The following is a 24,475-nucleotide window of genomic DNA, read 5'->3' on the forward strand; positions in this document are numbered from 1 at the left end:
AAAATGATCGGGTGGGGCGGTGAGCGCATTCGGTGCATTACGGGCCTAGGGTGGGGGCGTGGCAAAGGTGAGGGCCCGCAGGGGCGGGGAGACGGGTGTGGTGGCGGCGGATGACGAGGCCGGGTTGGATTTCGCCCGGGCGTGGGTGGAGTTCGTCGACCCGGCGGACGAGGAGCAGGTCTTCCGGTGCGATCTGACGTGGCTGACGTCGCGGTGGACGTGTGTCTTCGGGCAGGGGTGCCAGGGGATCGTCGCCGGGCGGGCCGGGGACGGGTGCTGCTCGCTCGGGGCGCACTTCTCCGATGACGACGACGAGAAGCGGGTGGCGAAGCACGCGGCCCGGCTCACGCCGGAGATGTGGCAGTACCACGACCTCGGTACGGGCCCGGACGGCTACTGGGCCGAGGAGAACGAGGACGGCGAGCGGCAGACCCGGGTCGTGGACGGGGCGTGCATCTTCTCCAACCGCGCGGGCTTCGCCGGCGGGCAGGGCTGCGCGCTGCACGCGCTCGCGCTGCGGGAGAACCGCGAGCCGCTGGAGACCAAGCCGGACGTGTGCTGGCAGCTGCCGATCCGGCGCACCTTCGACTGGGTCGACCGCCCCGACGACACGCGCGTGCTGGTCGTGTCGATCGGCGAGTACGACCGCCGCGGCTGGGGCCCCGGCGGCCATGACCTGCACTGGTGGTGCACCTCGGCGACCTCCGCGCACGGCGGCGGCGAGCCCGTCTACCGCTCCTACCGCGCCGAGCTCACCGAGCTGATGGGCCCCGCCGCCTACGCCGAGCTCACCGCGCTGTGCGAGGCCCGCCTCGCCTCGTCCCTCCCCCTGGTCGCCCCGCACCCGGCGGACCCGCACCCGGACCCGGCCTAGTCGGTCGCCCGCCGGGCCAGGATGATGCCGCCGAGGGCGCTCTCGGCGGACGTGAGCGTACGGTCGGCCTCGACGGTGAAGCCGGCGCCGGTCAGCCAGGCCGTGAGGCGGGGCGGGCGGCTGCGGTGGACGTACACCCTCATGGGGTGGCCGCCGTAGCCCTCGGTCTTCAGCCGCGACTCGTCGCCGACGTGGAAGCCGAGCAGCAGCGGCGCCCCCGGCCGCAGGGTGCGGTGGAAGTGCGCGAGGACGCCGGGGACGGCGGCGTCCGGCACGTGGATGAGCGAATACCAGGCCACGAGGCCGCCGAGCGAGCCGCTCCGCAGCGGGAGCCCGGTCATCGAGCCGACCGCGAACCGCAGTCCGGGGTGCTCCCGGCGGGCGACGGCGACCATCCCCGGCGAGAGGTCCACCCCGAAGGCGTCCAGCCCCAGCCCGCCCAGATACGCCGTGATCCGCCCGGGCCCGCACCCCACGTCCGCGACGGGCCCGCCGTCCGCCACGGCCTGCGCGAACCGCGCGAGGACGCCGCGCTCCTCGGGGGTGTCGTCCAGCAGGTGCCGGGTCCGCTCCGCGTAGCTGACGGCGACGGTGTCGTACGAGGTCCGGGTGTCGTCGAGCCAACTGCCTTGTGCGCCGGGTTCGTCGGTCATCCGGGCACGCTAGCGGCCGGGTACGACAGCCGGCCGTCAGAGCGCGGTGAGCACGCGCGGGCCCTGCTCGGTGATGGCGATGGTGTGCTCGATGTGCGCCGCGCGGCTGCCGTCGACCGTCCGCAGGGTCCAGCCGTCCGCGGCCACGTGGTATTCGTCCCGCCCGCCCGACATGAGCATCGGCTCGATCGCGAGGGCGAGGCCGTGCCGGAGCGGGAAGCCGCGGCCGGGGCGCCCGCGGTTGGGCACGTGCGGGTCCTCGTGCATGCGCCGCCCGATGCCGTGCCCGCCGAAGTCCGCGGGCATTCCGCAGCGGGCGTCCTTGGCGACCCGGCCGATGGCGTGCGAGATGTCCCCCATCCGGTTCCCGACGACCGCGGCGGCGACCCCGGCGTCCAGCGCCCGCCGGGTCGCTTCGATGAGCTCCCGGTCGCCCTCGCGCGGCGTCCCCACGGTGAAGCTGACGGCGGCGTCGCCGGTCCAGCCGTCGAGTTCGGCGCCGCAGTCGACGCTCACGAGGTCGCCGTCGCGCAGGCGGTAGTCGGTGGGGATGCCGTGGACGATCGCGTCGTTGACGGACGTGCAGATCACGGCGGGGAAGGGGGTCGGGGCGAAGGGGGGCCGGTAGCCGAGGAAGGGTGAGCGGGCTTTTGCCGCGTCGAGTACGGCGCGGGCGGCGTCGTCCAGCTCGCGCAGCGATACGCCGACGGCTGCGGCGTCTTGGGCGGCGGCGAGTGCGGTGGCCACGACGCGGCCGGCTTCGCGCATCGCGTCGAGGGCGGCGTCTGACTTGATCTCCACCATGGGCGGGGCTCCTCCTGTGCTGCCGATTCTTATACCGGTATTTGTATCCCGGTATTAGTATCACGTCCATGGTTCGCACTCCACTGAGCCCCTGGGAGCGCCGCAGGGGCGAACACTTCGGCGCGCTGCTGCGGGCGGCGCGCGGGGACCGCAGCATGGTCGAGGTCGCGGCGGCGGCGGGCGTCTCCGTGGAGACGCTCCGCAAGATCGAGACGGGGCGGGCGCCGACGCCGGCGTTCTTTACTGTGGCGGCGTTGGGCGCGGCGCTGGGCGTTTCGCTGGATGAGCTGGCTTTGGCGTGCGGGAGGGGGGAGGAAGCGGCGGAGGGGATGTCGGCGTAGGTTTTTTTGGGGGGTTGTTACCGGCGTGCGGGGGCGCGTTCTGGTGGTGGGTGGGGTGGTCGGGGGCGCTCCGGGGGGTACCTCCTCGGACTGCGCACCATGACCTCGCTGCGTCTCCGGTGACCTCTTGTCGTGCGCAGTCCTGCGGGGGCACCCCCCGGATCACCCCCGCCCGTACGTCCGTCGGCGTCCGCACGCCGGTGGGGGTGGGGGTGAGGGGGAGTACGGCCCTCCCTCAGCCGCTGGTTGACCTCTTGGGGGGCGGGAGTGGTCCGCTCGGGGCGCAACTGGCGCTGCCGCGAGGGCCTTCGCTGTCTGTTACGGCGACGGGCAGCCGCCAATGAGACCCGGGAGGGGGTGTGGTTCGGGGGGGGTACCCCCGCAGGACTGCGCGCGGCGGGACGGGGCCGGACTCGTACTGAGGCATGGTGCGCAGGCCGAGGAGGTGCCCCCCGGGGCGGCCCCGACCCCGTGCGCATGGAGGGTGTTGCGCTTCAGGGGGTGGGTTCCGTGGGGGTGGGGGAGTCGGTCGGTGGGGCGGAGGACGTCGGGGGGTCCGTTGTGGGTGGGGGGGTTGTCGGGGGAGCCGAGGTGGGGGGCTCCGTCGTCGGCGGAGGGGATGTGGGTGGGGGGGCGGAGCGGCGGGTGGTGCCGTGGAGGATGACCGTCGCGTTGGAGGGGGTGAAGGCGACGGTCGCCGTCCAGCGGCCGTGGGGGGTGAGGGAGCGCAGGACGGTGATGGTGACCGTCGTGGACTCGCCGGGGTGGAGGACGCCCGAGGTGGCGGAGAGGCGGAGCCAGCGGGCCGAGGGGGTCGCGGACCAGTGGACGTCGCCCGTGCCGGAGGCCGTGAGGGTCACGAGGGTGCGCCCGCCGGACGGGGTGGCGGTGACCGTGAGGTAGCCGGCGCCCGGCGCGGGGGACGGGGAGTCCGCCGGGGTGACCGTCACGGCCGTGACGTCAGGGTCCGAGGTGGTGGGGCCGGAGGCGGGCGCCGAGGGGCGGACCGCGCCGGCCTTCTCGTACGGCAGCCCCGCCACGTCCGGCACGCCCGCCGCCGCCCGCCCGCCGCCGGAACCCTGCGCGTCGTCGCCGCCGAGCGGTGTCGCACGGTACGCCGCCCAGATCGCCAGCACCGGCGCGGCCACCACCGCCGCCACGACCGTCGACGTCACCGCCCGGTGCCGCAACTGCGCCCGCCGCGCCGCCTGGTCCCGCAGGTCCCGCGGAAATCCGCGCCGGTCGAACCGCGGTGTCGCCTCCCGGTTGCGCCCCGCCCCGCTCTCCATCGCGTGCAGCAGCGCCGCGCACGCCGCCGCCCGCGGCGCCTCGATGAGCGCGAGCACCGCCGTCGCGTCGGCCGACCCGGGCCACGCCTCCGCCGCGACCGCCCGCTCCGCCGTACGCCGGCACACCGTGCACTCGTCGACATGCCGCACCAGCTCGTCCCGCAGCGCCGGCCCGAGCAACACCCGGTTGTCCCCGGCGAGTTGCGCGAGCGCCGCGCACTGCCCGGAGTCCACGACCGCCAACGCCGCCCGTGTCCGCTCCACTTCGCATGCCGCCCGCGCCAACAGCCCCCGTGCGGCGTCCGTTTCCAGCCCGAGCACCGCCGCGACCTCATGCGGCGCGAGCTGGTGCCGTACGGCCAACTCCAGCGCCTCGCGCTGCTCCGGCGTCGTCCCGGCCGCCTCCGGCCAAGCCAGCGCGGCCAGTTGCGCCCCGCGCTGGGCCGCCACGTCCGCCGCGGCCCGCACCGGCGCGACCGGCCGCCCCGCGGCCAACCGCCGCAGGCAGCACCACCGCGCGAGCGCGTACAGCCACGGCCGCCGCAACGCCGGGTCCCGCAACCGGGCCCGCTGCCGCTCCGCCAGCGCCAGCACCTCGCCGAGCGCCCCGGACGCGGCGTCGTGCTCGCACAGCACCGACAGGCAGTACGTGTACAGGCCGTCCAGATACGGCTCGTAATGCCCGGGCGGCACCATCGGCAACGTCCCCTGCGGCCGAGCCACCCCACCCGCCCGCTCCCGCCCACCCCGATGCCGCGCACCGGCCTCCCGCGCCGCACCCCGCCCAACCGCCGCCCCGGCCCGCGGCCTTCGATGCGCACCGGTCGCCTGCGTCACAGGTGCGGCCTGCCTCCCGGCAGGGGGCACGGCTGCGGACGCCACTTGCCTCCCGGCAGCGGACACCGGTGCGGACGCCGCCTCCCTAGCGGCAGCGGACACCGGTGCGGGCGCCGCCTGCCAACCGGCACCGGACGCGGGTGCGGACGCCACTTGCCTCCCGGCAGGGGGCACGGCGGCGGACGCGGGTGCGGATGCCGCCTGCCAACCGGCAGCGGGCGCGGGTGCGGGGGTGGGGGTCTCCTGCCTGCTCATCACCGGCTGACGGTAGGCCCGCAAGCCACCCCTCTTCAGCCGTCCCCGCTGCCATTAACCCGTATGGGTAACCTTGCCCCCCAAAAAGCACCCCCTCCACCATTCGTACGAGTGAATCCCCCCGTCACCCGTGACCCCCACCCCCACTCCCCCGCCTACCAACCCCTCAAAGGTTGGCCAGGAGCTGACCGCCGAGACCTCCCCCCCCGAACGGAAAGCCGCCGGCGGACGGGCGGGAGGGGGTGATCCGGGGGGTGCCCCCGCAGGACTGCGCAGGCAAGAGGTTGCCGGACTCGTACGGAGTTGATGTGCGCAGTCCGAGGAGGTACCCCCCGGAGCGCCCCCGACCACCCCACCCCCCACCCAGAAGGCGCCCCCCACAAAAGAGCCCCCTGTCACACCCGCCCGCTACCGTTGCGCGCATGGCCACCCGCAAGCCCGCCGCTAAAGACCGCCCCGCGTACCGCTGCACCGAATGCGGCTGGACGACAGTCAAATGGCTCGGCCGCTGCGGCGAATGCCAGGCCTGGGGCACCGTCGAGGAGTACGGCGGCGCCCCCGCCGTACGCACCACCGCTCCCGGCAGGGTCACCGCGCCGGCCAAGCCCATCGGCCAGGTCGACGGCCGCCAGGCCACCGCCCGCTCCACCGGCGTCCCCGAGCTCGACCGGGTGCTCGGCGGCGGCCTCGTCCCCGGCGCCGTGGTGCTGCTCGCCGGCGAGCCCGGCGTCGGCAAGTCCACCCTCCTGCTGGACGTCGCCGCCAAGGCGTCGAGCGAGCGCAGCCCCGTGCTGTACGTCACCGGCGAGGAGTCCGCCTCGCAGGTGCGGCTGCGCGCCGACCGGATCGGCGCCCTCGCCGACCACCTCTACCTCGCCGCCGAAACCGACCTCTCCGCCGTCCTCGGCCACCTCGACGACGTCAAGCCCGGCCTCCTCGTGCTGGACTCCGTCCAGACCGTGGCCTCCCCGGAGATCGACGGCGCCCCGGGCGGCGTCGCGCAGATCCGCGAGGTCGCCGGCGCGCTGATCAGGGCGTCGAAGGAGCGCGGCATGGCGACGCTGCTGGTGGGGCACGTCACCAAGGACGGCACGATCGCCGGCCCCCGCCTCCTGGAACACCTCGTGGACGTCGTGCTGAGCTTCGAGGGCGACCGGCACGCCCGCCTGCGCCTGATCCGCGGCGTCAAGAACCGCTTCGGCGCGACGGACGAGGTCGGCTGCTTCGAGCTGCACGACGAGGGCATCACCGGACTCGCCGACCCCTCGGGCCTGTTCCTGACCCGACGCGACGAGCCGGTGCCGGGCACGTGCCTGACGGTCACCCTCGAAGGCAAGCGCCCGCTCGTCGCGGAGGTGCAGGCGCTCACCGTGGACACCCAGATCCCCTCGCCCCGCCGTACGACCTCGGGCCTGGAGAACTCCCGGGTGTCGATGATGCTCGCCGTGCTCGAACAGCGCGGCAGGATCAAGGCGATCGGCAAGCAGGACATCTACACCGCGACGGTCGGCGGCGTGAAGCTCACCGAGCCGGCCGCGGACCTCGCGGTGGCCCTCGCGCTGGCCAGCGCCGCGATCGACACGCCCCTCCCGAAGAACCTCGTGGCGATCGGCGAGGTGGGCCTGGCCGGCGAGGTGCGCCGGGTCACCGGAGTGCAGCGCCGGCTGTCGGAGGCGGCCCGGCTCGGCTTCACGCACGCGCTGGTCCCGGCGGATCCGGGCAAGGTCCCGCCGGGGATGCGGGTGATCGAGGTCTCGGACATAGGCGACGCCCTGCGCGCCCTCCCGGCCCGCACCCCCAGGCGCACGGAGGGCAACCGGGCGGGGAGCAGCCGCCAGGGCGGCAACCGCCCGGAGGGCGACCGGCGCGGGGCCGAGCAGCAGCTCTGACAGGGGCGTACGCCGGTGATCGGCGGCTCGCGGCGCGGACGACGTAAACTCACTCCAAACCGCACCGACCGGAGGAACGCAGTGGCAGCCAACGACCGGGCAGGATCCGCCCCGGCCCGCAAGGCAGCGGCGGACTCCGCCGGCAGGTCCGGCGGTGGAGCGGACGGCGGCGGGCTGATGCGCGCGTCGCTGAGTGCCGTGGCACCGGGTACGGGCCTGCGCGACGGCCTGGAGCGCATCGTGCGCGGCAACACCGGCGGCCTGATCGTGCTCGGCATGGACAAGACGGTGGAGTCGCTGTGCACCGGCGGCTTCGTGCTGGACGTGGAGTTCACCCCGACGCGGCTGCGCGAGCTGTGCAAGCTGGACGGCGCGCTGATCCTGGACAAGGACATCACCAAGATCCTGCGCGCCGGCGTGCAGTTGGTGCCGGACCCGGCGATCCCGACCGAGGAGACCGGCACCCGGCACCGCACCGCGGACCGGGTGAGCAAGCAGGTCAACTTCCCTGTCGTGTCGGTGAGTCAGTCGATGCGGGTGATCGCGCTGTACGTGGACGGCCAGCGCCGCGTGCTGGAGGACTCCGCGGCGATCCTGTCCCGGGCGAACCAGGCGCTGGCGACGCTGGAGCGCTACAAGCTGCGCCTGGACGAAGTCGCGGGCACCCTCTCGGCGTTGGAGATCGAGGACCTGGTCACGGTGCGGGACGTCACGTCGGTGGCGCAGCGCCTGGAGATGGTCCGCCGGATCGCCACCGAAATCGCCGAGTACGTGGTGGAGTTGGGCACCGACGGCCGGCTGCTGACGCTGCAGCTCGACGAGTTGATCGCCGGCGTGGAGCCGGAGCGCGAACTGGTCGCGCACGACTACGTGCCCGAGCCGACCGCCAAGCGCAGCCGCACGGTCGCCGAGGCGCTGGCCGAGCTGGACGCGCTGCCGCAGAGCGAGCTCATCGAACTGACCACGGTGGCCCGGGCGTTGGGCTACACCGGCTCCCCCGAATCGCTGGACTCCGCGGTCTCGCCGCGCGGTTACCGGCTGCTGGCGAAGGTGCCGCGGCTGCCGAACGCGGTGATAGAGCGGCTGGTGGAGCACTTCGGCGGGCTGCAGAAGCTGCTCGCGGCCAGCGTGGACGACCTCCAGGCCGTCGAGGGCGTCGGCGAGGCCCGCGCCCGCTCCGTCCGCGAGGGCCTGTCCCGGCTGGCGGAGTCCTCCATCCTGGAGCGGTACGTCTAGCGGTACGTCCAGCGGTCCCTACCGCCCGACGCCCAGCCCCCTACACGTACGCACCCGGCCGCGTATCCGGCCGCGCGCCCGGCCCCCGCTCAGTCCTGCGACAGCCGGAAGGGCACGCTCTTCGTCCCGTACCCGGCGAGCGAGACCTGGGCCAGGTAGTTGCCGTAGCCGGCCGGGGTGTTCCTGGGCGAACCGCACTGCGGGGAGCTGGTCTTGGCGCTCCAGTTCAGGGTGTACGTGGTCGAGCCGTGCGCCGGCACCTGGAGCAGGTACGGCGAGGCGTTCGCCGGGCAGTCGTTCGACGCCCAGACGTGGCTGCCCTCGGGGTTCTTGGTGACGGTGAAGACCGCGCTGCGCGGGCCGAAGTCCAGCTTGCAGGTGACCGAGCCGCTGTTGGTGGCGCGCAGCCGCAGGACCGGCGTCTGGCCGTCGGCGTACGTGTTCTGGTCGCTGGTCAGCGCCAGCGACACCGTGCCGGGCGAGCAGTTGGGCAGCGTGGAGCCGGCCGGGACCTGGTCACCGCTCGGGCCGCTGCCCGCGGAGGTACCGGCGCCGCCGGAGCCGGACGTGCCCGTACCGGCGGACGTACCCGACGACGTACCGCCGTCGGAACCGGAGCCGGCCGTGGCGCCGGAGTCGTCGCCCGCGGTGGAGCCGGCCGTGGAGCCCGCGGTGTCGCCGGCCGCGGAGCCCGCGGTGTCGCCGGCCGCGGAGCCCGTGTCGCCGGCCGAAGTGCCGTCGCCCGTACCGCCGTCGGAGTCGGAGGGGGCGGTGTCGCGGCCCCCGGGGCGCCCGCTGATGTGGGTGCCCGAGGGGGTCGGGCCGGCGGTGATCGTGCCGATCGGGGTGTGCGAACCGGTCGGCCCCGAGGCCCCGTTGCCGTGGCCGCCACCTCCGCTGCCCCGGGTGACGGCCCAGATCACCAGTGCGGCGATCACCAGGACCAGGGCGGACGCGACGACACGCCGGCGCCAGTAGATGGACGACGGCAGAGGTCCGACGGGATTGCGCAACGAGCCCACACCCGAACTCTAGGGGAGATCACCCGTGTGCCGTCGCAACACCCGCCGCTCGGTGTGCGCTCTTTGCCGATGATCACGTTTACGTTCACGCGTGATCGCTGTCAGTGGCATGTGCGAGGATCGCGATGCCATGAGCACAGACCTCCACGACGCCCCCGAGCCCATCCGTTCCGCTACGTCCGCCCGGTCCGCGGCTTCCGCCGCGCGGTCCGCCGCCGATCCCGCCGCCCCGCCGCCGCCCGGGCTCACGCCCGCGGCCGTGGCGACCCTGCACGAGCTGGTCATCGACTGGTTCGACGCCCACGCCCGCGACCTGCCCTGGCGCCGCCCCGACGCGGGCGCCTGGTCGGTGATGGTCAGCGAGTTCATGCTCCAGCAGACCCCGGTGGCCCGCGTGCTGCCGGTGCACGCGGAGTGGCTGGCCCGCTGGCCGCGCCCGGCGGACCTGGCCGCCGAGTCGCCCGGCGAGGCGGTACGGGCGTGGGGCCGGCTCGGCTATCCGCGCCGGGCACTGCGGCTGCACGCCGCGGCGGGCGCGATAGCGCACCGGCACGGCGGCGAAGTGCCGGGCTCGCACGCGGAGTTGCTGGCGCTGCCGGGCGTCGGGGAGTACACCGCGGCGGCGGTCGCGTCGTTCGCGTACGGGCGGCGGCACATCGTGCTGGACACGAACGTACGGCGGGTCTTCGCCCGGGTCGTGGGCGGCGTCGAGCACCCGCCGAACGCGACGACGGCGGCGGAGCGGCGTACCGCCGAGGGCCTGCTGCCCGCCGACGAGGCGACGGCGGCGCGCTGGGCGGCGGCCACGATGGAGCTGGGCGCGCTGGTGTGCACGGCCAGGTCGCCGCAGTGCGGGCGCTGCCCGGTGGCGGCGCTGTGCGCCTGGCGGCTGGCCGGCAGCCCGCCGCACGCCGGCCCGCCGCGCCGCGGCCAGTCGTACGCCGGCACCGACCGCCAGGTGCGCGGCCGGCTGCTCGCGGTGCTGCGCGCCTCGCGCGAGCCGGTCCCGCAGGCCGCGCTGGACGCGGTGTGGCACGAGCCGGTGCAGCGCGCCCGCGCCCTCGACGGCCTGGTCGAGGACGGCCTCGTCGAACCGCTCGCCGACGGCGTCTACCGCCTCCCCCACTGACCCCTCCGGGGGCGCTCGGGGGGACCCCGGGCGCGCGTCCGCCGGACGGCCGTCGTAGGCAGTACGCGTACACCGGACGACGCCGAACGCCCGCCGGAGGCCGTACGCGCACCCGTGCGGGCGCCCGCCGGCCCGCGGAACGGGGACGCCGAGCCCGACGGGACCGTACGCCGAGCGCCCGCACGGGCCGGGCGCGGGACCGCGCCCGGGCCACCTGCGCCGGGCCGGAGCTCCCGCACGGGGCTTGCCCCGTACTCCCCGCCTCGCCCGGAAAATGCGCTTCCTCCCCGCTGTTACACAACCGATGGGTCGCTGTGCGTTTGCCGTGCGCTCGTGGTGGCGGAAGCCTGACATCCGGCTCGTAGGTTCGGTCGCAGCCGGGGTCGCCCGGTGGCGGCGGGGCCGGACCATCCCGCCGCACAGGCAAGGGGCGGAGAAGCACGATGGCGGCGAGCGGCGGGGTACTGGAGTTTGAGGAGTACGTCAGGACGCGGCAGGACGCCCTGCTGCGCAGCGCCCGGCGCCTCGTCCCCGACCCCATCGACGCGCAGGACCTCGTGCAGACCGCCCTCGTGCGTACGTACCCGCGCTGGGAGGGCATCGCCGACAAGGCGCTCGCGGACGCGTACATGCGGCGGGTCATGATCAACACCAGGACCGAGTGGTGGCGCAACCGCAAGCTCGACGAGGTGCCCACCGGCGAGCTGCCCGAGCCCGTGGTGGACGACGGGACCGAGCAGCGCGCCGACCGTGAGATGCTGCTGGACGCGATGTCGGCGCTCGCCCCCAAGCAGCGCCAGGTGGTCATGCTGCGCCACTACGGGCAGCTCACGACCGAGGAGACCGCCCGCGCGCTGGGCATGTCGACCGGCACGGTCAAGAGCACCCTGCACAGGGCGCTGGCCCGGCTGCGGCACGAGCTGGAGCACGGCGGGTACGGCTACCGGCGCTGCCCGGTCGCCCCGGCGCCGGCCCGCCCAGCCCCGCAGCCGGAGCAGACGGAGGAGATGTGCGCCGCCTGAGGCCCATGACGACCGCGATGGGCGCGCTGACCTGCGCGTGCGTCGTGGTGTCGGGCTGCGGTGCCACGGGTACGGGTGCGCGCAAGGAGGGCCCGGCGCCCTCGCCGAGCGTGCGCCCGACGCCGCCCGCCTCGCTCGCCCCGGCGATCGCGCGTGACAAGCGGGCGCTGGCGACGATGGTCCGCCGTGACACGAGCGTGAGCGAGGACGTCCGCGAGGACCTGACGCCGTGCGCGGGCGACGACTACCCGGTCGCCACCGACTCCGGCGACCTCACCTCCGGCGACGGCCCGGACCTGGTGGTCAACGTCACGACCTGCGGCAACGGCCTGGGCGTGGCCGCGTACGTCTACCGTATGGTGAACGGGAAATACCAGAACGTCTTCGCCGACGAGCGGCCCCCGGTGTACGGGAGCGTGCAGGGCGGGCGGCTGGAGATCATTCACGAGGTGTACAGGGTGGACGACCCGGGTTTTGTCCCCAACGGGCCCACCGGGCAGGAGTCGGTGGTGTACGCGTGGCGCGCCGGGCATTTCGTGCAGGTCGCGCGGGCGTACGCGGACTTCGGGTCGAGTACGCCGACGGTCTCGCCCGAGCCGACCTCCACGGAGCCGGCGCCGCGCCCCGACTCCGACCCGCTGGACCCCGACCTGCCGACGGCGACCCCCTCGGTCTCGGCTCCCGCGCTGGTGGGGGCGGGTTCCGGGGCCGGGTCCGGGGCCGGGTCCGGGGCCGGGTCCGGGGGCTGAGCGGTGGCTCCGGTGCATGTGCTGTTCGTCGAGGACGACGACGTCATCCGTGAGGCCACGACGCTCGCCCTGGAGCGCGACGGCTTCCGGGTCACCGCCGCGCCCGACGGCCTGACCGGCCTGGACGCCTTCCGGGCCCGGCGGCCCGACCTCGCGCTGCTGGACGTGATGCTGCCGGGGCTGGACGGGGTGAGCCTGTGCCGGCGGATCCGGGACGAGTCGACGGTGCCGGTGATCATGGTGTCGGCGCGGGCCGACGCGATCGACGTCGTGCTGGGCCTGGAGGCGGGCGCCGACGACTACGTGACCAAGCCCTTCGACGGCGCGGTGCTCGTCGCCCGGATCCGCGCGGTGCTGCGCCGCTTCCGGGCCGCCGCCGCGGACGACCCGCACGAGCAGGGCGCGCTGCTGTCCTTCGGCGACATCGTGATCGACCCCGAGGGCATGGAGGTCACCCGCGCCGGTGAACGCCTCGCCCTGACCCCGACCGAGATGCGGCTGCTGCTGGAGTTCGCCGCCGCGCCCGGGACCGTACTGTCGCGCGACCGTCTGCTGGCGCGGGTGTGGGACTACGAGTGGGGCGGCGACACGCGCGTGGTGGACGTGCATGTGCAGCGGCTGCGGGCGAAGGTGGGCCAGGACCGGATCGAGACCGTGCGCGGCTTCGGCTACAAGCTGCGCGCGTGACGGGCTGCTGCTCATGCGTGCGCGCCTGCTCCGTTCCCGCCGCTCTTTCGGTTCCCGCCGCTTCCTGCCGCCGCTGCCGACGATGACGTTGCGGTGGAAGCTGAGCGCCGCCATCGCGGCGGTGTCGGCGCTGGTGGTGGTCGCGCTGAGCCTCGTCGTGCACAACGCGGCGCGGGTCAGCATGATCAACAGCGCCCGGGACGTGCAGGACGAGCGGGTGCAGAGTGCGCTGCGGATCTACGAGACCAACGGCCGCCTGGTCTTCTACGCCACCCTCGACGACCCGGCGCTGCCGCCGGAGCTGAGGGCGTACGCGGCGAAGGGGCAGCGGGCGACGTATGTGCAGCGCACCGGGCGCGGCCTGGAGGTGTGGGCCGAGACGCCGGCGGGCGGGGGCAAGGTGCTGTCGCTGCGGACCGGCATCACCGACCGCTACTCGGTGCTCGTCGACCTCGACCGCACGCTGATGATCGGCTCGGCGGCGGTCGTGCTCGGCGGCACGGCGATCGGCGTCGCGGTCGGCGGGCGGATGTCGCGGCGGCTGCGCAAGGCGGCGAACGCGGCGCGCAAGGTCGCCGACGGCGACACGGGCGTACGGGTGCGGGAGGCCATCGGCAGGCGCGGCCGGGACGAGACGGACGAGCTGGCGCGGGCCGTCGACGCGATGGCCGACGCGCTCCAGCACCGGCTGGAGGCCGAGCGCCGGGTCACCGCGGACATCGCGCACGAGCTGCGCACCCCGCTGACGGGCCTGGTCACGGCGACCGAGCTGCTGCCGCCGGGCCGCCCGTCGGAGCTGGTACGGGACCGGGTGCGCGCGCTGCGCACGCTGGTCGAGGACGTGCTGGAGGTCGCCCGGCTGGACGGCGCGGCCGAGCGGGCGGACCTCCAGGAGGTGGCGCTGGGCGAGTTCGTACGGCGCAGGGTGCCGGCGCTCGCGCCCGACGCGCAGGTGACGGTCGCGCAGGAGGCGGTGGTGCAGACCGATCCGCGGCGGCTGGAGCGGGTGCTGGGCAATCTGCTGGCCAACGCGGCACGGCACGGGGCAGGGGCGATCGATGTGCTGGTCGACGGCCCGTACGTGCGGGTCCGCGACCACGGCCCGGGCTTCCCGCCGGACCTGCTCCGGGAGGGCCCGAGCCGCTTCCGCACCGGCTCGACGGACCGCTCCGGGGGCCACGGCCTCGGCCTGACGATCGCCACGGGGCAGGCGAGGGTGCTGGGGGCGCGGCTCACCTTCCGCAACGCGCCGCCGGCGGACGGGGGCGGGGCGGTGGCGCAACTGCTGCTGCCGCGGTGAGCTGGCGCCCGGGGGTCGGCGGGGGTGGCCGGCTGCGGTTGCGCTTCGGGGCCGGGCTGCGGGGACCTCGGAGGCTGGGGCCCTGGGGCCGGGCTGCGGGCGCCCTGGGGGCCGGGGGCCGGGCTGCGGTCGGGGCTTCAGTCGTCCGGTGTGACGTCGAGGACCGCCTTGCCCTGGACGCGGCGGGTGAGCAGGGCCTGCGCGGCGTCCGTGACGCGGGTCCAGGGGCCGCGCCAGCCGATCTGCGGGTCGAGGCGGCCGGCGGCGAGCAGGCCGAGGAGGTGGTCGAGGTCCGGGCCGAAGGGGGTGTCGGGGGTGCCGACCATGAAGACCTCCAGGCGTTTGCGCGGGCCTGCCCGCCGCTCCTGCTCGAAGTCGAGCGTGGACGGCTCGCCGGAGGCCGCACCGACGGCCTGGAGGCAACCGCCGTCCTCCAGCAGCGAGAACGCCTGGCCGAGCAGCGCGCCGCCGACGTTCTCCAGCACGCCGAAGACGGGCGCGGTGACCTCGCGCAGGTCGGTGACGACATCGCTCGCACCCAACTCGCGCAGGCCCGCGCCCCGTTCGGGGCTGCCGACCGCCGCGACGACATACGCCCCCGCGAGCGCCGCGAGTTGGACCGCGTATCGCCCGACGCCACCGGAGGCGCCGGTGACCAGGACCCGCCGCCCCTCGACGGGCCCGAGCCGCCGCAGCGCCCGGAGCGCCGTAACTCCCGCGGCCGGCAGCGCACTTGCCTCGGCGAAGCCGACGCCGTCCGGGAGCACGGCCACGTGGCCGGTGTCGGCGGCCCGCCGCTGCGCCCAGGCGCCGCGCCCCCAGCCGAACGACACGACGCGGGTCCCTTCGGCGGGCCCGGAGCCGTCCGCGGCGGCCCGGCGTACGACGCCCGCGGCGTCGAGGCCGAGGACGGTGCCGGCGGGGGTGGTGGCGGCGTCGAGGTGGGCGACGTCGGTGAAGTTGAGCGAGACCGCCCGGACGTCGATGAGCAACTGCCCTTCGCCGGGCACCGGTTCGGGTGCCGTCCCGAGCCTGATGCCGCCTGCGGCTCCGCCGTCGTACACCACCGCGCGCATACGTTCCCGCTCCCCTCCGTGGTCCCCTCTGTGCTCCCTGCCCGGCCATCCTCCGGACCGGTGTGCGGGGCTGTCCAATAGCCGCTGTCATAGCCACCGGCTATGAAGGGGTGACCTGCCTGTGCCGGGGCCCGCCCCGCGCGTATCGATCTGGAGCCTCATGCAGCACCGCCCCGAAGCCCTGCCGCCCGCCCTGTCGGCGATGACGCTGCTCGCCGCGTCCGTCATCGTCCACGACCCGTCCACGCAGCGGGTGTTGCTGCTGCGGCGCGGCGAAAAGGGCAAGTTCGGCCCCGGGTTGTGGGATCTGCCCAGCGGGAAGTCGGACCCGGGCGAGCCGGTGACGGCCACGGCCGTCCGCGAACTGCGCGAGGAGACGGGCCTGGTGGTCGCGCCCGAGGATCTGCGGCTCGCGCACGTCGTGCACGCCGCGTGGGGCGTGGAGGCGCCGAACGGCTACCTGACCCTGGTGTTCTCGACCACGCGCTGGTCGGGGACGGCGGAGAACCGAGAGCCGGCCAAGCACTCCGCGGTGGTCTGGACGCCGATCACCGCGATCCCGGCGGAGTTCGTCCCCTCGACGCGTACCGCGCTCGACGCGCACCTGGCGTCGGCGCCCGCGTCCCTGTCGCTGCGCGGCTGGGAGTGAGCGCGGGACGCGGGGTCCGGTAAGCGCGGGACGTAGGGTCGGTGGATGCAACCCCTCGACGGACCGGCCTCGTTGAGCGCCCGCCGGGCGGCGTACGGCACGGTCTCCGCCGCGCTCGCCCGGCTCGGCGACCGCGAGCTGGCCGGCCTGGTGGCCGCGGCCACCCCGCTCGGCACCGGCATCGGCGGCCGTTCGGCGCTGCTGGAGGTCGCGGGCACCCGGGTCTTCGTCAAGCGCGTGCCCCTGACGTCACTCGAACTGCGTCCGGAGCATTTCCGCTCGACGGCGAATCTCTTCGGCCTCCCCATGGTGTGCCAGTACGGCGTCGGTTACGCCCCCGGCTTCGGCGCGTGGCGCGAACTGGCCGCGCACGAGGCGACGTCGGGGTGGGTGCTGGCGGGCGAGTGCCCGAACTTCCCGGTGCTGTACGGCTGGCGGGTCCTGCCGGAGCGGGTCCCGCCGCCGCTGCCACCCGAACTGGCGGACGTGGGCCGGGCGGTGGCGTTCTGGGACGGCGCTGCGGGTGTACGCCGCCGTATCGAGGCGCTGCGCGACTCCCCCGCGAGCCTGACGCTCTTCCTGGAGCACGTCCCGTACTCCCTCGACGACCGGCTCACCGCGCGGGCGGCGGCCGGACCCCAGGAGGTGGACGGGGCCTGGTCGTTGATCGACCGCGAACTGGCGTCAGCGGTGGCCTTCTTGAACGCCCGCGGCCTCCACCACTTCGACGCCCACTTCGGCAACGTCCTGACCGACGGCCACCGCCTCTACCTCACGGACTTCGGCCTCGCGCTCTCCGCGGACTTCGCGCTGAGCGCCGAGGAGTCCGCCTTCCTCGCCCTGCACGAGGCGTACGACGCCTGCTACACCCGCAGTTGGCTGGTGAACCGCCTCATCACCACCCTCTGGGGCCACCGTCGCGCCCCCCGCGAGTCCCTCATCCGCGCCTTGGCCTCCGGCGCACCCCCGCCCCCCGCCCCGCCGGCGGCCCGCGCCCTGCTCACCCGTTACGCCCGGGTGGCCGCCCTGATGACCGCCTTCTACGGCTCCGTCCTGGACGGCGCCCACGCCACCCCCTACCCGGCGGAAGCCCTCCGCGAGGCGCTGGAGGCGTCGCCCTGAGCCTCGTCCTCGCGGGCGAGGAAGGGGAGCAGCGCGTCGGTGAGCTCGGCGGGGGCGTCGAGGGGGACGAGGTGGGCGGCGGTGGGGAATTCGACGAGTTCGGCGCCGGGGATCTCGGCGGCGTAGCGGCGGGCGATGGCCCGGAAGTCGGGGAGGTCGAGGCGCCCGGCGCCGACGAGGGTGGGGACGCGGAGGGCGGTGAGGTCGCCGGTCGCGGGGCCCTGGGAGTGGCGGCCGACCTCCGCCTGGTTCACCAGCGAGGTCCGCAGCGGGCCGCGGAGCCGGTCGGCGAGCCCGTCGGGCACGGCGTCCCAGCCGCGGGCGGGGCCGCGCAGCCACATGTCGAGGTTGATCCGTACGGCGGCGTCCACGTCGCCGGCCGCCAACGCGGCGGTCTCGGCCGCGTCGTACCCGAGCATCTCCTCGGACCAGGCGTATCCCGGCCAGGGCGCGGAGAACACCGCGAGCGCCCGCACCCGCTCGGGGTACGCCAACGCGAAGTCCACCGCCACCCGCCCACCCCACGACACCCCCACGAGCCGGACCCGCTCGTACCCGAGGTGATCCAGCAACCGCCCCAGGTCATCCGCCTCCCGGAACGCCCCCCTGGGCACGGCGGACTCACCGAACCCCCGCAGGTCGTACCGCACCAGGCAGTACCGCCCCACGAGCCCGGGCACGACCCCGTCCCACATCCGGTGATCCGCCACCCCGGCATGCACAAGCACGACGGGCGGCCCGTCACCGGTGACGTCATACGCCAGATGTCCGAGTTCATCCTCAAGCATGAGCATGCGCCGCATGATCGCAGGCCCTGAACACGCGGACCACCGAATTCGGTAGGGCCTCGGGCACGCTCGCCGACCAGTTCTCGCCCCGCCGCCATGGCAAAGGCCCCCGCCCGCCGCGCAGTCGCAACGGCAGGCAGGGGCCCGGGCGGTCGGAAAGCCCGTGGGGCGGCGGAAGCCTCAGAGCGCGTCGGCCAGCAGTGGCTCGTCCGTCGCCGGCTGCTCCGAGGGCTTGGACTTGCCCGCCGAGCCGCGCAGTGGCGTCTCGATCAGGAACCAGGCCGCCAGGAAGCCGAGGACGGAGACGATCGCGCCCCACAGGAACACCACATGCGTGCCGGACGACACCGCGTGGAAGTACGCGTCCTTCAGGGCCGGCGGGAACTTCGCGATGGTCGCCGGGTCGAGCTGGGCGCCGCCCTTCGTGGCCGCGGCGCCGCCGGACGTGGCCTCCATGCCGTGCTGCACCTTGTGCGAGAACAGCGCGCCGAACAGTGAGACGCCGAAGGAGCCGCCGATCGTACGGAACAGGGTCGCGGACGACGAGCCGACGCCGATGTCGCGCATCTCCACGCTGTTCTGGGCGACCAGCATGGTGATCTGCATGATGAAGCCCATGCCGGCGCCGAGGACGGCCATGAACACGCCGGACATGAAGCGCGTGGTGTGCACGTCCATCGTGGACAGCAGGAACAGGCCCACCGTGATGAGCGCGCCGCCGATGATCGGGAAGATCTTGTAGCGGCCGGTCGCGGTGGTGACCCGGCCGGCGATCATCGAGACGACCATCATCGCGAGCAGCATCGGCAGCAGCAGCAGGCCGGAGTTCGTCGCGGACGCGCCCTGCACGGTCTGCTGGTAGAGCGGCAGGAAGGTCATCGCGCCGAACATCGTGAAGCCGACGAGGAAGCCGATGAGCGAGATGAGGGAGAAGTTGGCGCTGCGGAAGATCCGCAGCGGCATGATCGGCTCGGGCGCCCGGGTCTCGGCCCATACGAACGCGGCGAGCGTGACCAGGCCCAGCACCAGCAGGCCGATGATCTGCGCGGAGCCCCATGCGTACTGCGTGCCGCCCCAGGTGGTGAGCAGCACCAGCGAGGTGATGGAGACGGTCAGCAGCGCGCCGCCGAGGTAGTCGATCCGGCCCTGGCTGCGCTTCTTCGGCAGGTGCAGCACGATCGTGACGACCGCGAGGGCGATCACGCCGATCGGCAGGTTGATGTAGAAGCTCCAGCGCCATCCCCAGTTGTCGGTGATGGAGCCGCCGACGAGCGGGCCGCCGATCATGGCGATGGCCATGACACCGGCGATCATGCCCTGGTACTTGCCGCGCTCACGCGGCGGGATCAGCTCGCCGATGATCGCCATGACGCCGACCATCAGACCGCCGGCGCCCAGGCCCTGGAAGGCCCGGAAGGCGATCAGCTGGTCCATCGACTGCGCGGCGCCGGACGCCGCCGAGCCGACCAGGAACAGCACGATCGAGGTCAGGAAGATGCCCTTGCGGCCGTACATGTCGCCGAGCTTGCCCCAGATGGGGGTGGAGGCGGCGGTGGCCAGGGTGTAGGCGGTGACGACCCACGACAGGTGGTTGAGGCCGCCGAGCTCGCCGACGATGGTCGGCATGGCGGTGCCGACGATCATGTTGTCGAGCATCGCCAGCATCATGGCTATGAGCAGGCCCGCCATCACCACGCGCACGCTGCGCTGACGGGGCCCTCCGTCCTTCACGTCGGCTCCGGCGCCGGGCTGCGGCCCGGACGCGGAGGGCGTGGCTGCGGTCTGGGACATGACCGGGTTTCCTCCCCCGTTGCGAGGGCGGTCTGTTCAGGGTACTTACTTGCCGCCCGGCTAGCACATTGACTCATGAGCAAGGTACGTTGCTTACTAGCCGGGCGTCAAGTAAGTGCGTAGCCTCGTAGTCAGGCCCCCCGCTTAGGGCCATACGTCCCCACGTCCCCTCCCCGGTGAGGGCGGCACAGCAGGAGAGCGACAGTCCCATGGACACACCGCAGCACCACCCGCACGCGCGCCGGACCGACACCCGGGGCCGCATCCAGCAGGTCGCCCTGGAGCTCTTCGCCGAGCAGGGGTACGAGAAGACCTCGCTGCGGGAGATCGCCGAACGGCTGGACGTGACGAAGGCGGCGCTCTACTACCACTTCAAGACCAAGGAAGACATCGTCACCAGCATCGCCGAGGACCTGGCGCAGCCCATCCGGGACCTCATCGACTGGGCCGAGAGCCGGCCGGCCGGACTGGAGACCAAGCAGGAGATGCTGCGCCGCTACAGCGACATCCTGTGGGGCTCGGCGGACTTCTTCCGCTTCATCCAGGAGAACCAGGCGACGGTACGGGAGCTGTCGATCGGCGAGACGTTCCGTACGAGCATGGCCGCGCTCGGCAACCTGCTCAAGGACCCGTCGGCGCCGATGGCCGCGCAGGTGCGCAGCGTGACGGCGCTGTTCTCGATGCACGCCGGGATGTTCGTGACGCAGAACGTCGAGGGCGACCCGGAGGAGAAGCGCGCGGCGATCCTGGAGGTCGCCCTGGACCTGGTGGCCCAGGCCGAGACGAGCTCCCCGCTCGCCGGGTGACGCCGCCGGTCACCGAGCGCCGAACCCCGAACGCCGAAGCGAGCGCCGCCCCTCGCGGGGTGACGCTCGCTTCCGGCTGCGTGGCGACGATCAGGCGTTGACGCCGTGCTCCTTCAGGAAGTGCAGCGGCTCGACGGAGGAGCCGTAGTACGGCGTGGTCCGGACCTCGAAGTGCAGGTGCGGGCCGGTCGAGTTGCCGGTGGAGCCGGACTTGCCGATCTCCTGGCCGGTGATGACCTTCTGGCCGAGGTGCACGCCGATCTTCGACAGGTGGCCGTACTGGGTGTACAGGTGCGCACCGTGCTTGATCACGATGTTGTTGCCGTACGCGCCGCCCCAGCCCGCCGTCACGACGGTGCCGGTGTGCGCGGCACGGACCGAGGTGCCGGACGGCACGACGAAGTCCTGGCCGGAGTGGGTGTTGATCCAGTGCTTGCCGACCTGGTGGTAGCCCGCGCCGAGCACGTAGTGCGTGGTCGGGGTCTCCCAGCCGGCGATCTTCGCCTTCTCATCCGCGGCGGCCTTGGCCTTCGCCTTCGCCTTGGCCTTCGCCTTGGCCTCGGCGTCCGCCTTCGCCTTGGCCTTGGCCTGGGCGGCGGCGTCCTTCTGCGCGGTGGCCTGCTTCTGCAGGACGTCCGCGACCGAGCCGGTGTTCGCGCTCGCGGCGGCAGCCGGAGCCGGCGCCGCCTCGTGCCCGCTACCGCTCGCGGCGAACGCTGCGGTCGAGCCCAGCGCGAGCGCCGCGACCAGCCCGCCGGTCACCACGGCCGCCCGGCCGCGGATGACGGACTTGGCGGTGCGGTTCTTCATCGTCGAGTTCTTACGCATGCAGGAAACAACCTCACTGGTGGGGGTTTGCGGTCGGACCGGAGCGGTCCGTGCCCCACATTGGTAACCCGGCGGTCCCGGGCCTGACAAACACCCCACCTCCTACCGGAGGCCGTAGATCCGAGCAAAGCGGACTTACCACCGCTTTCCGCCGCGCATTCGCCGCCTTTCCGCGGCACCGCCCAGCACTAATCCCCTTCGTACGTGGCCCGCGTCACGTGCGGCACCTCACCCGGGAGCCCGCTGCGAGCCCCGGACGCCCCCCGGGTCACGGCAGCGAAAACCCCGGCCCCGGACCTCCGAGCGGAGGTCCGGGGCCGGGGCCCTGGTGGGTCGTGCCGGGCCGTACGCCGTGCGGCGTCAGCCCTCCTTGGACAGGTTCGGCGTCTCGACGGGCGGGGCGTCGGCCACGGTGACCTTCTCCTCGCCGCGGAAGGTGAACGTCGCCGTGTCACCCTCGCCCTCGACCTCGACGACCACGATGTGGCCGGGGCGCAGCTCGCCGAAGAGGATCTTCTCCGACAGCGCGTCCTCGATCTCCCGCTGGATCGTCCGCCGCAGCGGGCGGGCGCCCATGACCGGGTCGTAGCCGCGCTTGGAGAGCAGCTCCTTGGCCTCCAGGCTGAGCTCGATGCCCATGTCGCGGTCGCGCAGCCGCTCGTCCACCGCGCTGATCATCAGGTCGACGATCTGCAGGATGTCCTCCTGGCTGAGCTGCGGGAAGACGATGACGTCATCCACACGGTTGAGGAACTCGGGGCGGAAGTGCTGCTTGAGCTCGTCGCTGACCTTGTTCTTCATCCGCTCGTAGCCGGACTTGGTGTCGCCCTGGGCGGCGAAGCCCAGGTTGAAGCCCTTGGAGATGTCGCGGGTGCCGAGGTTGGTGGTCATGATGATCACCGTGTTCTTGAAGTCCACGACCCGGCCCTGGGAGTCGGTCAGCCGGCCGTCCTCCAGGATCTGCAGCAGGCTGTTGAAGATGTCCGGGTGGGCCTTCTCGACCTCGTCGAAGAGCACCACGGAGAACGGCTTGCGGCGCACCTTCTCGGTGAGCTGGCCGCCCTCCTCGTACCCGACGTAGCCGGGCGGGGAGCCGAACAGCCGCGAGACGGTGTGCTTCTCGCTGAACTCCGACATGTCGAGGGAGATCAGCGCGTCCTCGTCGCCGAACAGGAACTCCGCGAGCGCCTTGGACAGCTCGGTCTTACCGACACCGGACGGGCCGGCGAAGATGAACGAGCCACCGGGGCGCTTGGGGTCCTTCAGCCCGGCGCGGGTGCGGCGGATGGCCCGGGACAGCGCCTTGACGGCGTCCTTCTGCCCGATGATCCGCTTGTGGAGCTCCTCCTCCATGTGCAGCAGCCGGGAGGACTCCTCCTCGGTCAGCTTGAAGACCGGGATGCCGGTGGCGGTGGCCAGGACCTCGGCGATCAGGTCGCCGTCCACCTCGGCCACGACGTCCATGTCGCCGGCCTTCCACTCCTTCTCCCGCTTGGCCTTCGCCGCGAGCAGCTGCTTCTCGTTGTCCCGCAGGGACGCGGCCTTCTCGAAGTCCTGCGAGTCGATCGCGGACTCCTTCTCCCGGCGCACCTCGGCGATCTTCTCGTCGAACTCGCGCAGGTCCGGCGGCGCGGTCATCCGGCGGATCCGCATCCGGGAGCCGGCCTCGTCGATCAGGTCGATCGCCTTGTCCGGCAGGAAGCGGTCCGAGATGTAGCGGTCGGCCAGGGTGGCCGCCTGCACCAGGGCCTCGTCGGTGATCGACACGCGGTGGTGCGCCTCGTACCGGTCGCGCAGGCCCTTGAGGATCTCGATGGTGTGCGGCAGCGACGGCTCGGCGACCTGGATGGGCTGGAAGCGGCGCTCCAGCGCGGCGTCCTTCTCCAGGTACTTGCGGTACTCGTCGAGCGTGGTGGCACCGATCGTCTGCAGCTCGCCGCGGGCCAGCATGGGCTTGAGGATCGAGGCCGCGTCGATCGCGCCCTCGGCCGCGCCGGCGCCGACCAGGGTGTGCAGCTCGTCGATGAACAGGATGATGTCGCCGCGGGTGCGGATCTCCTTGAGCACCTTCTTCAGGCGCTCCTCGAAGTCACCGCGGTAACGGGAGCCGGCCACCAGGGCGCCGAGGTCCAGCGTGTAGAGCTGCTTGTCCTTCAGCGTCTCGGGGACCTCGCCCTTGACGATGGCCTGGGCCAGGCCCTCGACGACGGCGGTCTTGCCCACGCCGGGCTCGCCGATGAGCACCGGGTTGTTCTTGGTGCGGCGGGACAGCACCTGCATGACCCGCTCGATCTCCTTCTCGCGCCCGATGACCGGGTCGAGCTTTGTCTCCCTTGCGGCCTGGGTCAGGTTGCGGCCGAACTGGTCCAGGACGAGCGAGGTCGAGGGAGTGCCCTCGGCCGGCCCGCCGGCCGTGGCCGACTCCTTGCTGCCCGAGTATCCCGACAGCAGCTGGATGACCTGCTGCCGCACCCGGTTCAGATCGGCGCCCAGCTTCACCAGGACCTGGGCGGCGACGCCCTCGCCCTCGCGGATCAGGCCGAGCAGGATGTGCTCGGTGCCGATGTAGTTGTGACCCAGCTGAAGAGCCTCGCGGAGCGACAGCTCCAGGACCTTCTTGGCCCGGGGAGTGAAGGGGATGTGGCCGGACGGGGCCTGCTGCCCCTGCCCGATGATCTCCTCCACCTGCTGGCGGACCGCCTCAAGAGAAATCCCGAGGCTCTCCAGGGCCTTAGCGGCGACACCCTCACCCTCGTGGATCAGGCCCAGGAGGATGTGCTCGGTGCCGATGTAGTTGTGGTTGAGCATCCGGGCTTCTTCCTGAGCCAGGACGACAACCCGCCGCGCGCGGTCGGTGAACCTCTCGAACATCGTTAATCGCTCCTCAGAGCGGTAGGGCAGTGAGGGGTCGGTCCCCTCCCTGTCCTTCCGCATGCTAGTCCCGCACAGCGGCGCCGCTCACGTATCCACCCCCGCTGCGACGGGGAAAGCTGCGCTACCGGCTGACGTCAATCCCACAACCTCGATGGTGCGAGAGGATGTTCCCGCAGGCCAGGCGAATACCTCTTTCCGCAATACGCCCATGGCGAACGCCTGCGGCGCCTGCCGGGACACCAACCCTTCCCACTAGGTACTTCTTACCCTGCGCGACCGACAGTCCACACCGGATGTCCGACAGGTGTGCGCTACGGGCGAACAACCTTGCGGTCCGGCGAACAGTTCGGGACACCCCCCGGTCACCTGGAAGCGTACCGGCCGGCCACGCAGTGTGCCCGTCCGGGGGCATTGCGTGACCGTCCGCGCCCCCCGCGCGCACCACTGGGCGCAG

At 73.4% G+C, this 24,475-nt stretch carries 21 protein-coding genes; 12 read left to right on the forward strand and 9 right to left on the reverse strand.

Translation table 11 applies throughout. From position 1 onward, the window contains the following. Window positions 1-58 precede the first annotated feature (58 nt). Complete coding sequence (locus tag HCN08_RS31385) at window positions 59-874, forward strand: hypothetical protein (RefSeq protein WP_322974799.1); 816 nt, start codon at window positions 59-61, stop codon at window positions 872-874. On the opposite strand, the gene HCN08_RS31390 is transcribed toward HCN08_RS31385, so the two are convergent. Beyond that, on the reverse strand, window positions 871-1,527 hold the full coding sequence (locus HCN08_RS31390; RefSeq protein ID WP_167986706.1) for a class I SAM-dependent methyltransferase: 657 nt from the start codon (window positions 1,525-1,527) through the stop codon (window positions 871-873). The genes HCN08_RS31385 and HCN08_RS31390 overlap by 4 nt on opposite strands. 36 nt (window positions 1,528-1,563) lie before the next feature. Beyond that, entirely contained in the window at window positions 1,564-2,331 is a 768-nt protein-coding gene (gene map, locus HCN08_RS31395; protein ID WP_167986707.1) for a type I methionyl aminopeptidase, read from the reverse strand. Window positions 2,332-2,399: 68 nt separating this feature from the next. Between map and HCN08_RS31400 the strand changes: the two genes are divergently transcribed. Then, window positions 2,400-2,672 carry a helix-turn-helix domain-containing protein gene (locus HCN08_RS31400; protein WP_167986708.1) on the forward strand — a complete coding sequence of 91 codons (273 nt, stop codon included), beginning with the start codon at window positions 2,400-2,402 and terminating at the stop codon, window positions 2,670-2,672. Window positions 2,673-3,166: 494 nt separating this feature from the next. Here the strand turns inward: HCN08_RS31400 and HCN08_RS36315 are convergent, their stop codons facing one another. Next, complete coding sequence (locus HCN08_RS36315) at window positions 3,167-4,684, reverse strand: BACON domain-containing protein (protein WP_206319474.1); 1,518 nt, start codon at window positions 4,682-4,684, stop codon at window positions 3,167-3,169. Between the two features lie 791 nt (window positions 4,685-5,475). Here HCN08_RS36315 and radA point away from each other — a divergent pair. Both radA and disA read left to right on the forward strand, forming a co-directional pair. Then, window positions 5,476-6,942: a DNA repair protein RadA gene (gene radA, locus HCN08_RS31410; RefSeq protein WP_240970619.1), complete on the forward strand. Its 1,467-nt coding sequence runs from the start codon at window positions 5,476-5,478 to the stop codon at window positions 6,940-6,942. 81 nt (window positions 6,943-7,023) lie between these two features. Further along, the gene (gene disA / locus HCN08_RS31415; RefSeq protein WP_167986710.1) at window positions 7,024-8,178 is read left to right on the forward strand and encodes a DNA integrity scanning diadenylate cyclase DisA; all 1,155 of its coding nucleotides are present in this window, start codon (window positions 7,024-7,026) and stop codon (window positions 8,176-8,178) included. Window positions 8,179-8,267: 89 nt separating this feature from the next. Here the strand turns inward: disA and HCN08_RS31420 are convergent, their stop codons facing one another. Then, complete coding sequence (locus tag HCN08_RS31420) at window positions 8,268-9,200, reverse strand: hypothetical protein (RefSeq protein WP_167986711.1); 933 nt, start codon at window positions 9,198-9,200, stop codon at window positions 8,268-8,270. A 130-nt stretch (window positions 9,201-9,330) separates the two neighbouring features. Here HCN08_RS31420 and HCN08_RS31425 point away from each other — a divergent pair, with 130 nt between their 5' ends. The 5 genes from HCN08_RS31425 to HCN08_RS31445 all read left to right on the forward strand — a co-directional run bounded on the left by HCN08_RS31425 (window position 9,331) and on the right by HCN08_RS31445 (window position 14,087). After that, entirely contained in the window at window positions 9,331-10,329 is a 999-nt protein-coding gene (locus tag HCN08_RS31425; protein WP_167986712.1) for an A/G-specific adenine glycosylase, read from the forward strand. A 443-nt stretch (window positions 10,330-10,772) separates the two neighbouring features. Then, the gene (locus tag HCN08_RS31430; protein ID WP_167986713.1) at window positions 10,773-11,351 is read left to right on the forward strand and encodes a SigE family RNA polymerase sigma factor; all 579 of its coding nucleotides are present in this window, start codon (window positions 10,773-10,775) and stop codon (window positions 11,349-11,351) included. A gap of 5 nt (window positions 11,352-11,356) precedes the next feature. Next, window positions 11,357-12,100 (forward strand): hypothetical protein, encoded by a 744-nt coding sequence (locus HCN08_RS31435; RefSeq protein WP_167986714.1) that lies wholly within the window; start codon window positions 11,357-11,359, stop codon window positions 12,098-12,100. Window positions 12,101-12,103: 3 nt separating this feature from the next. Next, window positions 12,104-12,787, forward strand: coding sequence for a two-component system response regulator CseB (gene cseB, locus HCN08_RS31440; protein ID WP_167986715.1), 684 nt, complete (start codon window positions 12,104-12,106; stop codon window positions 12,785-12,787). Between the two features lie 82 nt (window positions 12,788-12,869). Then, window positions 12,870-14,087 (forward strand): sensor histidine kinase, encoded by a 1,218-nt coding sequence (locus HCN08_RS31445; protein ID WP_167986716.1) that lies wholly within the window; start codon window positions 12,870-12,872, stop codon window positions 14,085-14,087. 137 nt (window positions 14,088-14,224) lie between these two features. On the opposite strand, the gene HCN08_RS31450 is transcribed toward HCN08_RS31445, so the two are convergent. Further along, window positions 14,225-15,163: a zinc-binding dehydrogenase gene (locus HCN08_RS31450; RefSeq protein ID WP_167986717.1), complete on the reverse strand. Its 939-nt coding sequence runs from the start codon at window positions 15,161-15,163 to the stop codon at window positions 14,225-14,227. A gap of 160 nt (window positions 15,164-15,323) precedes the next feature. Between HCN08_RS31450 and HCN08_RS31455 the strand changes: the two genes are divergently transcribed. Both HCN08_RS31455 and HCN08_RS31460 read left to right on the forward strand, forming a co-directional pair. Beyond that, window positions 15,324-15,812, forward strand: coding sequence for an NUDIX domain-containing protein (locus tag HCN08_RS31455; protein WP_167986718.1), 489 nt, complete (start codon window positions 15,324-15,326; stop codon window positions 15,810-15,812). 45 nt (window positions 15,813-15,857) lie between these two features. Then, on the forward strand, window positions 15,858-16,934 hold the full coding sequence (locus tag HCN08_RS31460) for a protein kinase family protein (RefSeq protein ID WP_167986719.1): 1,077 nt from the start codon (window positions 15,858-15,860) through the stop codon (window positions 16,932-16,934). Here the strand turns inward: HCN08_RS31460 and HCN08_RS31465 are convergent. Beyond that, complete coding sequence (locus HCN08_RS31465) at window positions 16,889-17,728, reverse strand: alpha/beta fold hydrolase (RefSeq protein ID WP_167986720.1); 840 nt, start codon at window positions 17,726-17,728, stop codon at window positions 16,889-16,891. The genes HCN08_RS31460 and HCN08_RS31465 overlap by 46 nt on opposite strands. 174 nt (window positions 17,729-17,902) lie before the next feature. Continuing rightward, complete coding sequence (locus HCN08_RS31470; protein WP_206319476.1) at window positions 17,903-19,513, reverse strand: MDR family MFS transporter; 1,611 nt, start codon at window positions 19,511-19,513, stop codon at window positions 17,903-17,905. A 209-nt stretch (window positions 19,514-19,722) separates the two neighbouring features. On the opposite strand from HCN08_RS31470, the gene HCN08_RS31475 reads away from it, so the two are divergent. Beyond that, window positions 19,723-20,319, forward strand: coding sequence for a TetR/AcrR family transcriptional regulator (locus HCN08_RS31475; RefSeq protein WP_167986721.1), 597 nt, complete (start codon window positions 19,723-19,725; stop codon window positions 20,317-20,319). Between the two features lie 90 nt (window positions 20,320-20,409). Here the strand turns inward: HCN08_RS31475 and HCN08_RS31480 are convergent, their stop codons facing one another. Together HCN08_RS31480 and HCN08_RS31485 are read right to left on the reverse strand one after the other, a co-directional pair. Beyond that, on the reverse strand, window positions 20,410-21,147 hold the full coding sequence (locus HCN08_RS31480; RefSeq protein WP_167986722.1) for a M23 family metallopeptidase: 738 nt from the start codon (window positions 21,145-21,147) through the stop codon (window positions 20,410-20,412). Window positions 21,148-21,507: 360 nt separating this feature from the next. Then, the gene (locus HCN08_RS31485) at window positions 21,508-24,018 is read right to left on the reverse strand and encodes an ATP-dependent Clp protease ATP-binding subunit (RefSeq protein WP_167986723.1); all 2,511 of its coding nucleotides are present in this window, start codon (window positions 24,016-24,018) and stop codon (window positions 21,508-21,510) included. Window positions 24,019-24,475 lie beyond the last annotated feature (457 nt).

This window comes from Actinacidiphila epipremni, from assembly GCF_012034175.1.
Classification (GTDB): domain Bacteria; phylum Actinomycetota; class Actinomycetes; order Streptomycetales; family Streptomycetaceae; genus Actinacidiphila; species Actinacidiphila epipremni.

Bases quoted from the DNA above. Each gene is read 5' to 3' on its own strand.
- HCN08_RS31485 (WP_167986723.1), bottom strand. From the start codon at position 24,018: ATGTTCGAGAGGTTCACCGACCGCGCGCGGCGGGTTGTCGTCCTGGCT.
- HCN08_RS31435 (WP_167986714.1), top strand. From the start codon at position 11,357: ATGACGACCGCGATGGGCGCGCTGACCTGCGCGTGCGTCGTGGTGTCG.
- HCN08_RS31445 (WP_167986716.1), top strand. From the start codon at position 12,870: ATGACGTTGCGGTGGAAGCTGAGCGCCGCCATCGCGGCGGTGTCGGCG.
- HCN08_RS31425 (WP_167986712.1), top strand. From the start codon at position 9,331: ATGAGCACAGACCTCCACGACGCCCCCGAGCCCATCCGTTCCGCTACG.
- HCN08_RS31460 (WP_167986719.1), top strand. From the start codon at position 15,858: ATGCAACCCCTCGACGGACCGGCCTCGTTGAGCGCCCGCCGGGCGGCG.
- map (WP_167986707.1), bottom strand. From the start codon at position 2,331: ATGGTGGAGATCAAGTCAGACGCCGCCCTCGACGCGATGCGCGAAGCC.
- HCN08_RS31390 (WP_167986706.1), bottom strand. From the start codon at position 1,527: ATGACCGACGAACCCGGCGCACAAGGCAGTTGGCTCGACGACACCCGG.
- HCN08_RS31470 (WP_206319476.1), bottom strand. From the start codon at position 19,513: ATGTCCCAGACCGCAGCCACGCCCTCCGCGTCCGGGCCGCAGCCCGGC.
- HCN08_RS31450 (WP_167986717.1), bottom strand. From the start codon at position 15,163: ATGCGCGCGGTGGTGTACGACGGCGGAGCCGCAGGCGGCATCAGGCTC.
- HCN08_RS31430 (WP_167986713.1), top strand. From the start codon at position 10,773: ATGGCGGCGAGCGGCGGGGTACTGGAGTTTGAGGAGTACGTCAGGACG.
- HCN08_RS31475 (WP_167986721.1), top strand. From the start codon at position 19,723: ATGGACACACCGCAGCACCACCCGCACGCGCGCCGGACCGACACCCGG.
- HCN08_RS31400 (WP_167986708.1), top strand. From the start codon at position 2,400: ATGGTTCGCACTCCACTGAGCCCCTGGGAGCGCCGCAGGGGCGAACAC.
- HCN08_RS31480 (WP_167986722.1), bottom strand. From the start codon at position 21,147: ATGCGTAAGAACTCGACGATGAAGAACCGCACCGCCAAGTCCGTCATC.
- HCN08_RS31455 (WP_167986718.1), top strand. From the start codon at position 15,324: ATGCAGCACCGCCCCGAAGCCCTGCCGCCCGCCCTGTCGGCGATGACG.
- HCN08_RS31465 (WP_167986720.1), bottom strand. From the start codon at position 17,728: ATGCTCATGCTTGAGGATGAACTCGGACATCTGGCGTATGACGTCACC.
- radA (WP_240970619.1), top strand. From the start codon at position 5,476: ATGGCCACCCGCAAGCCCGCCGCTAAAGACCGCCCCGCGTACCGCTGC.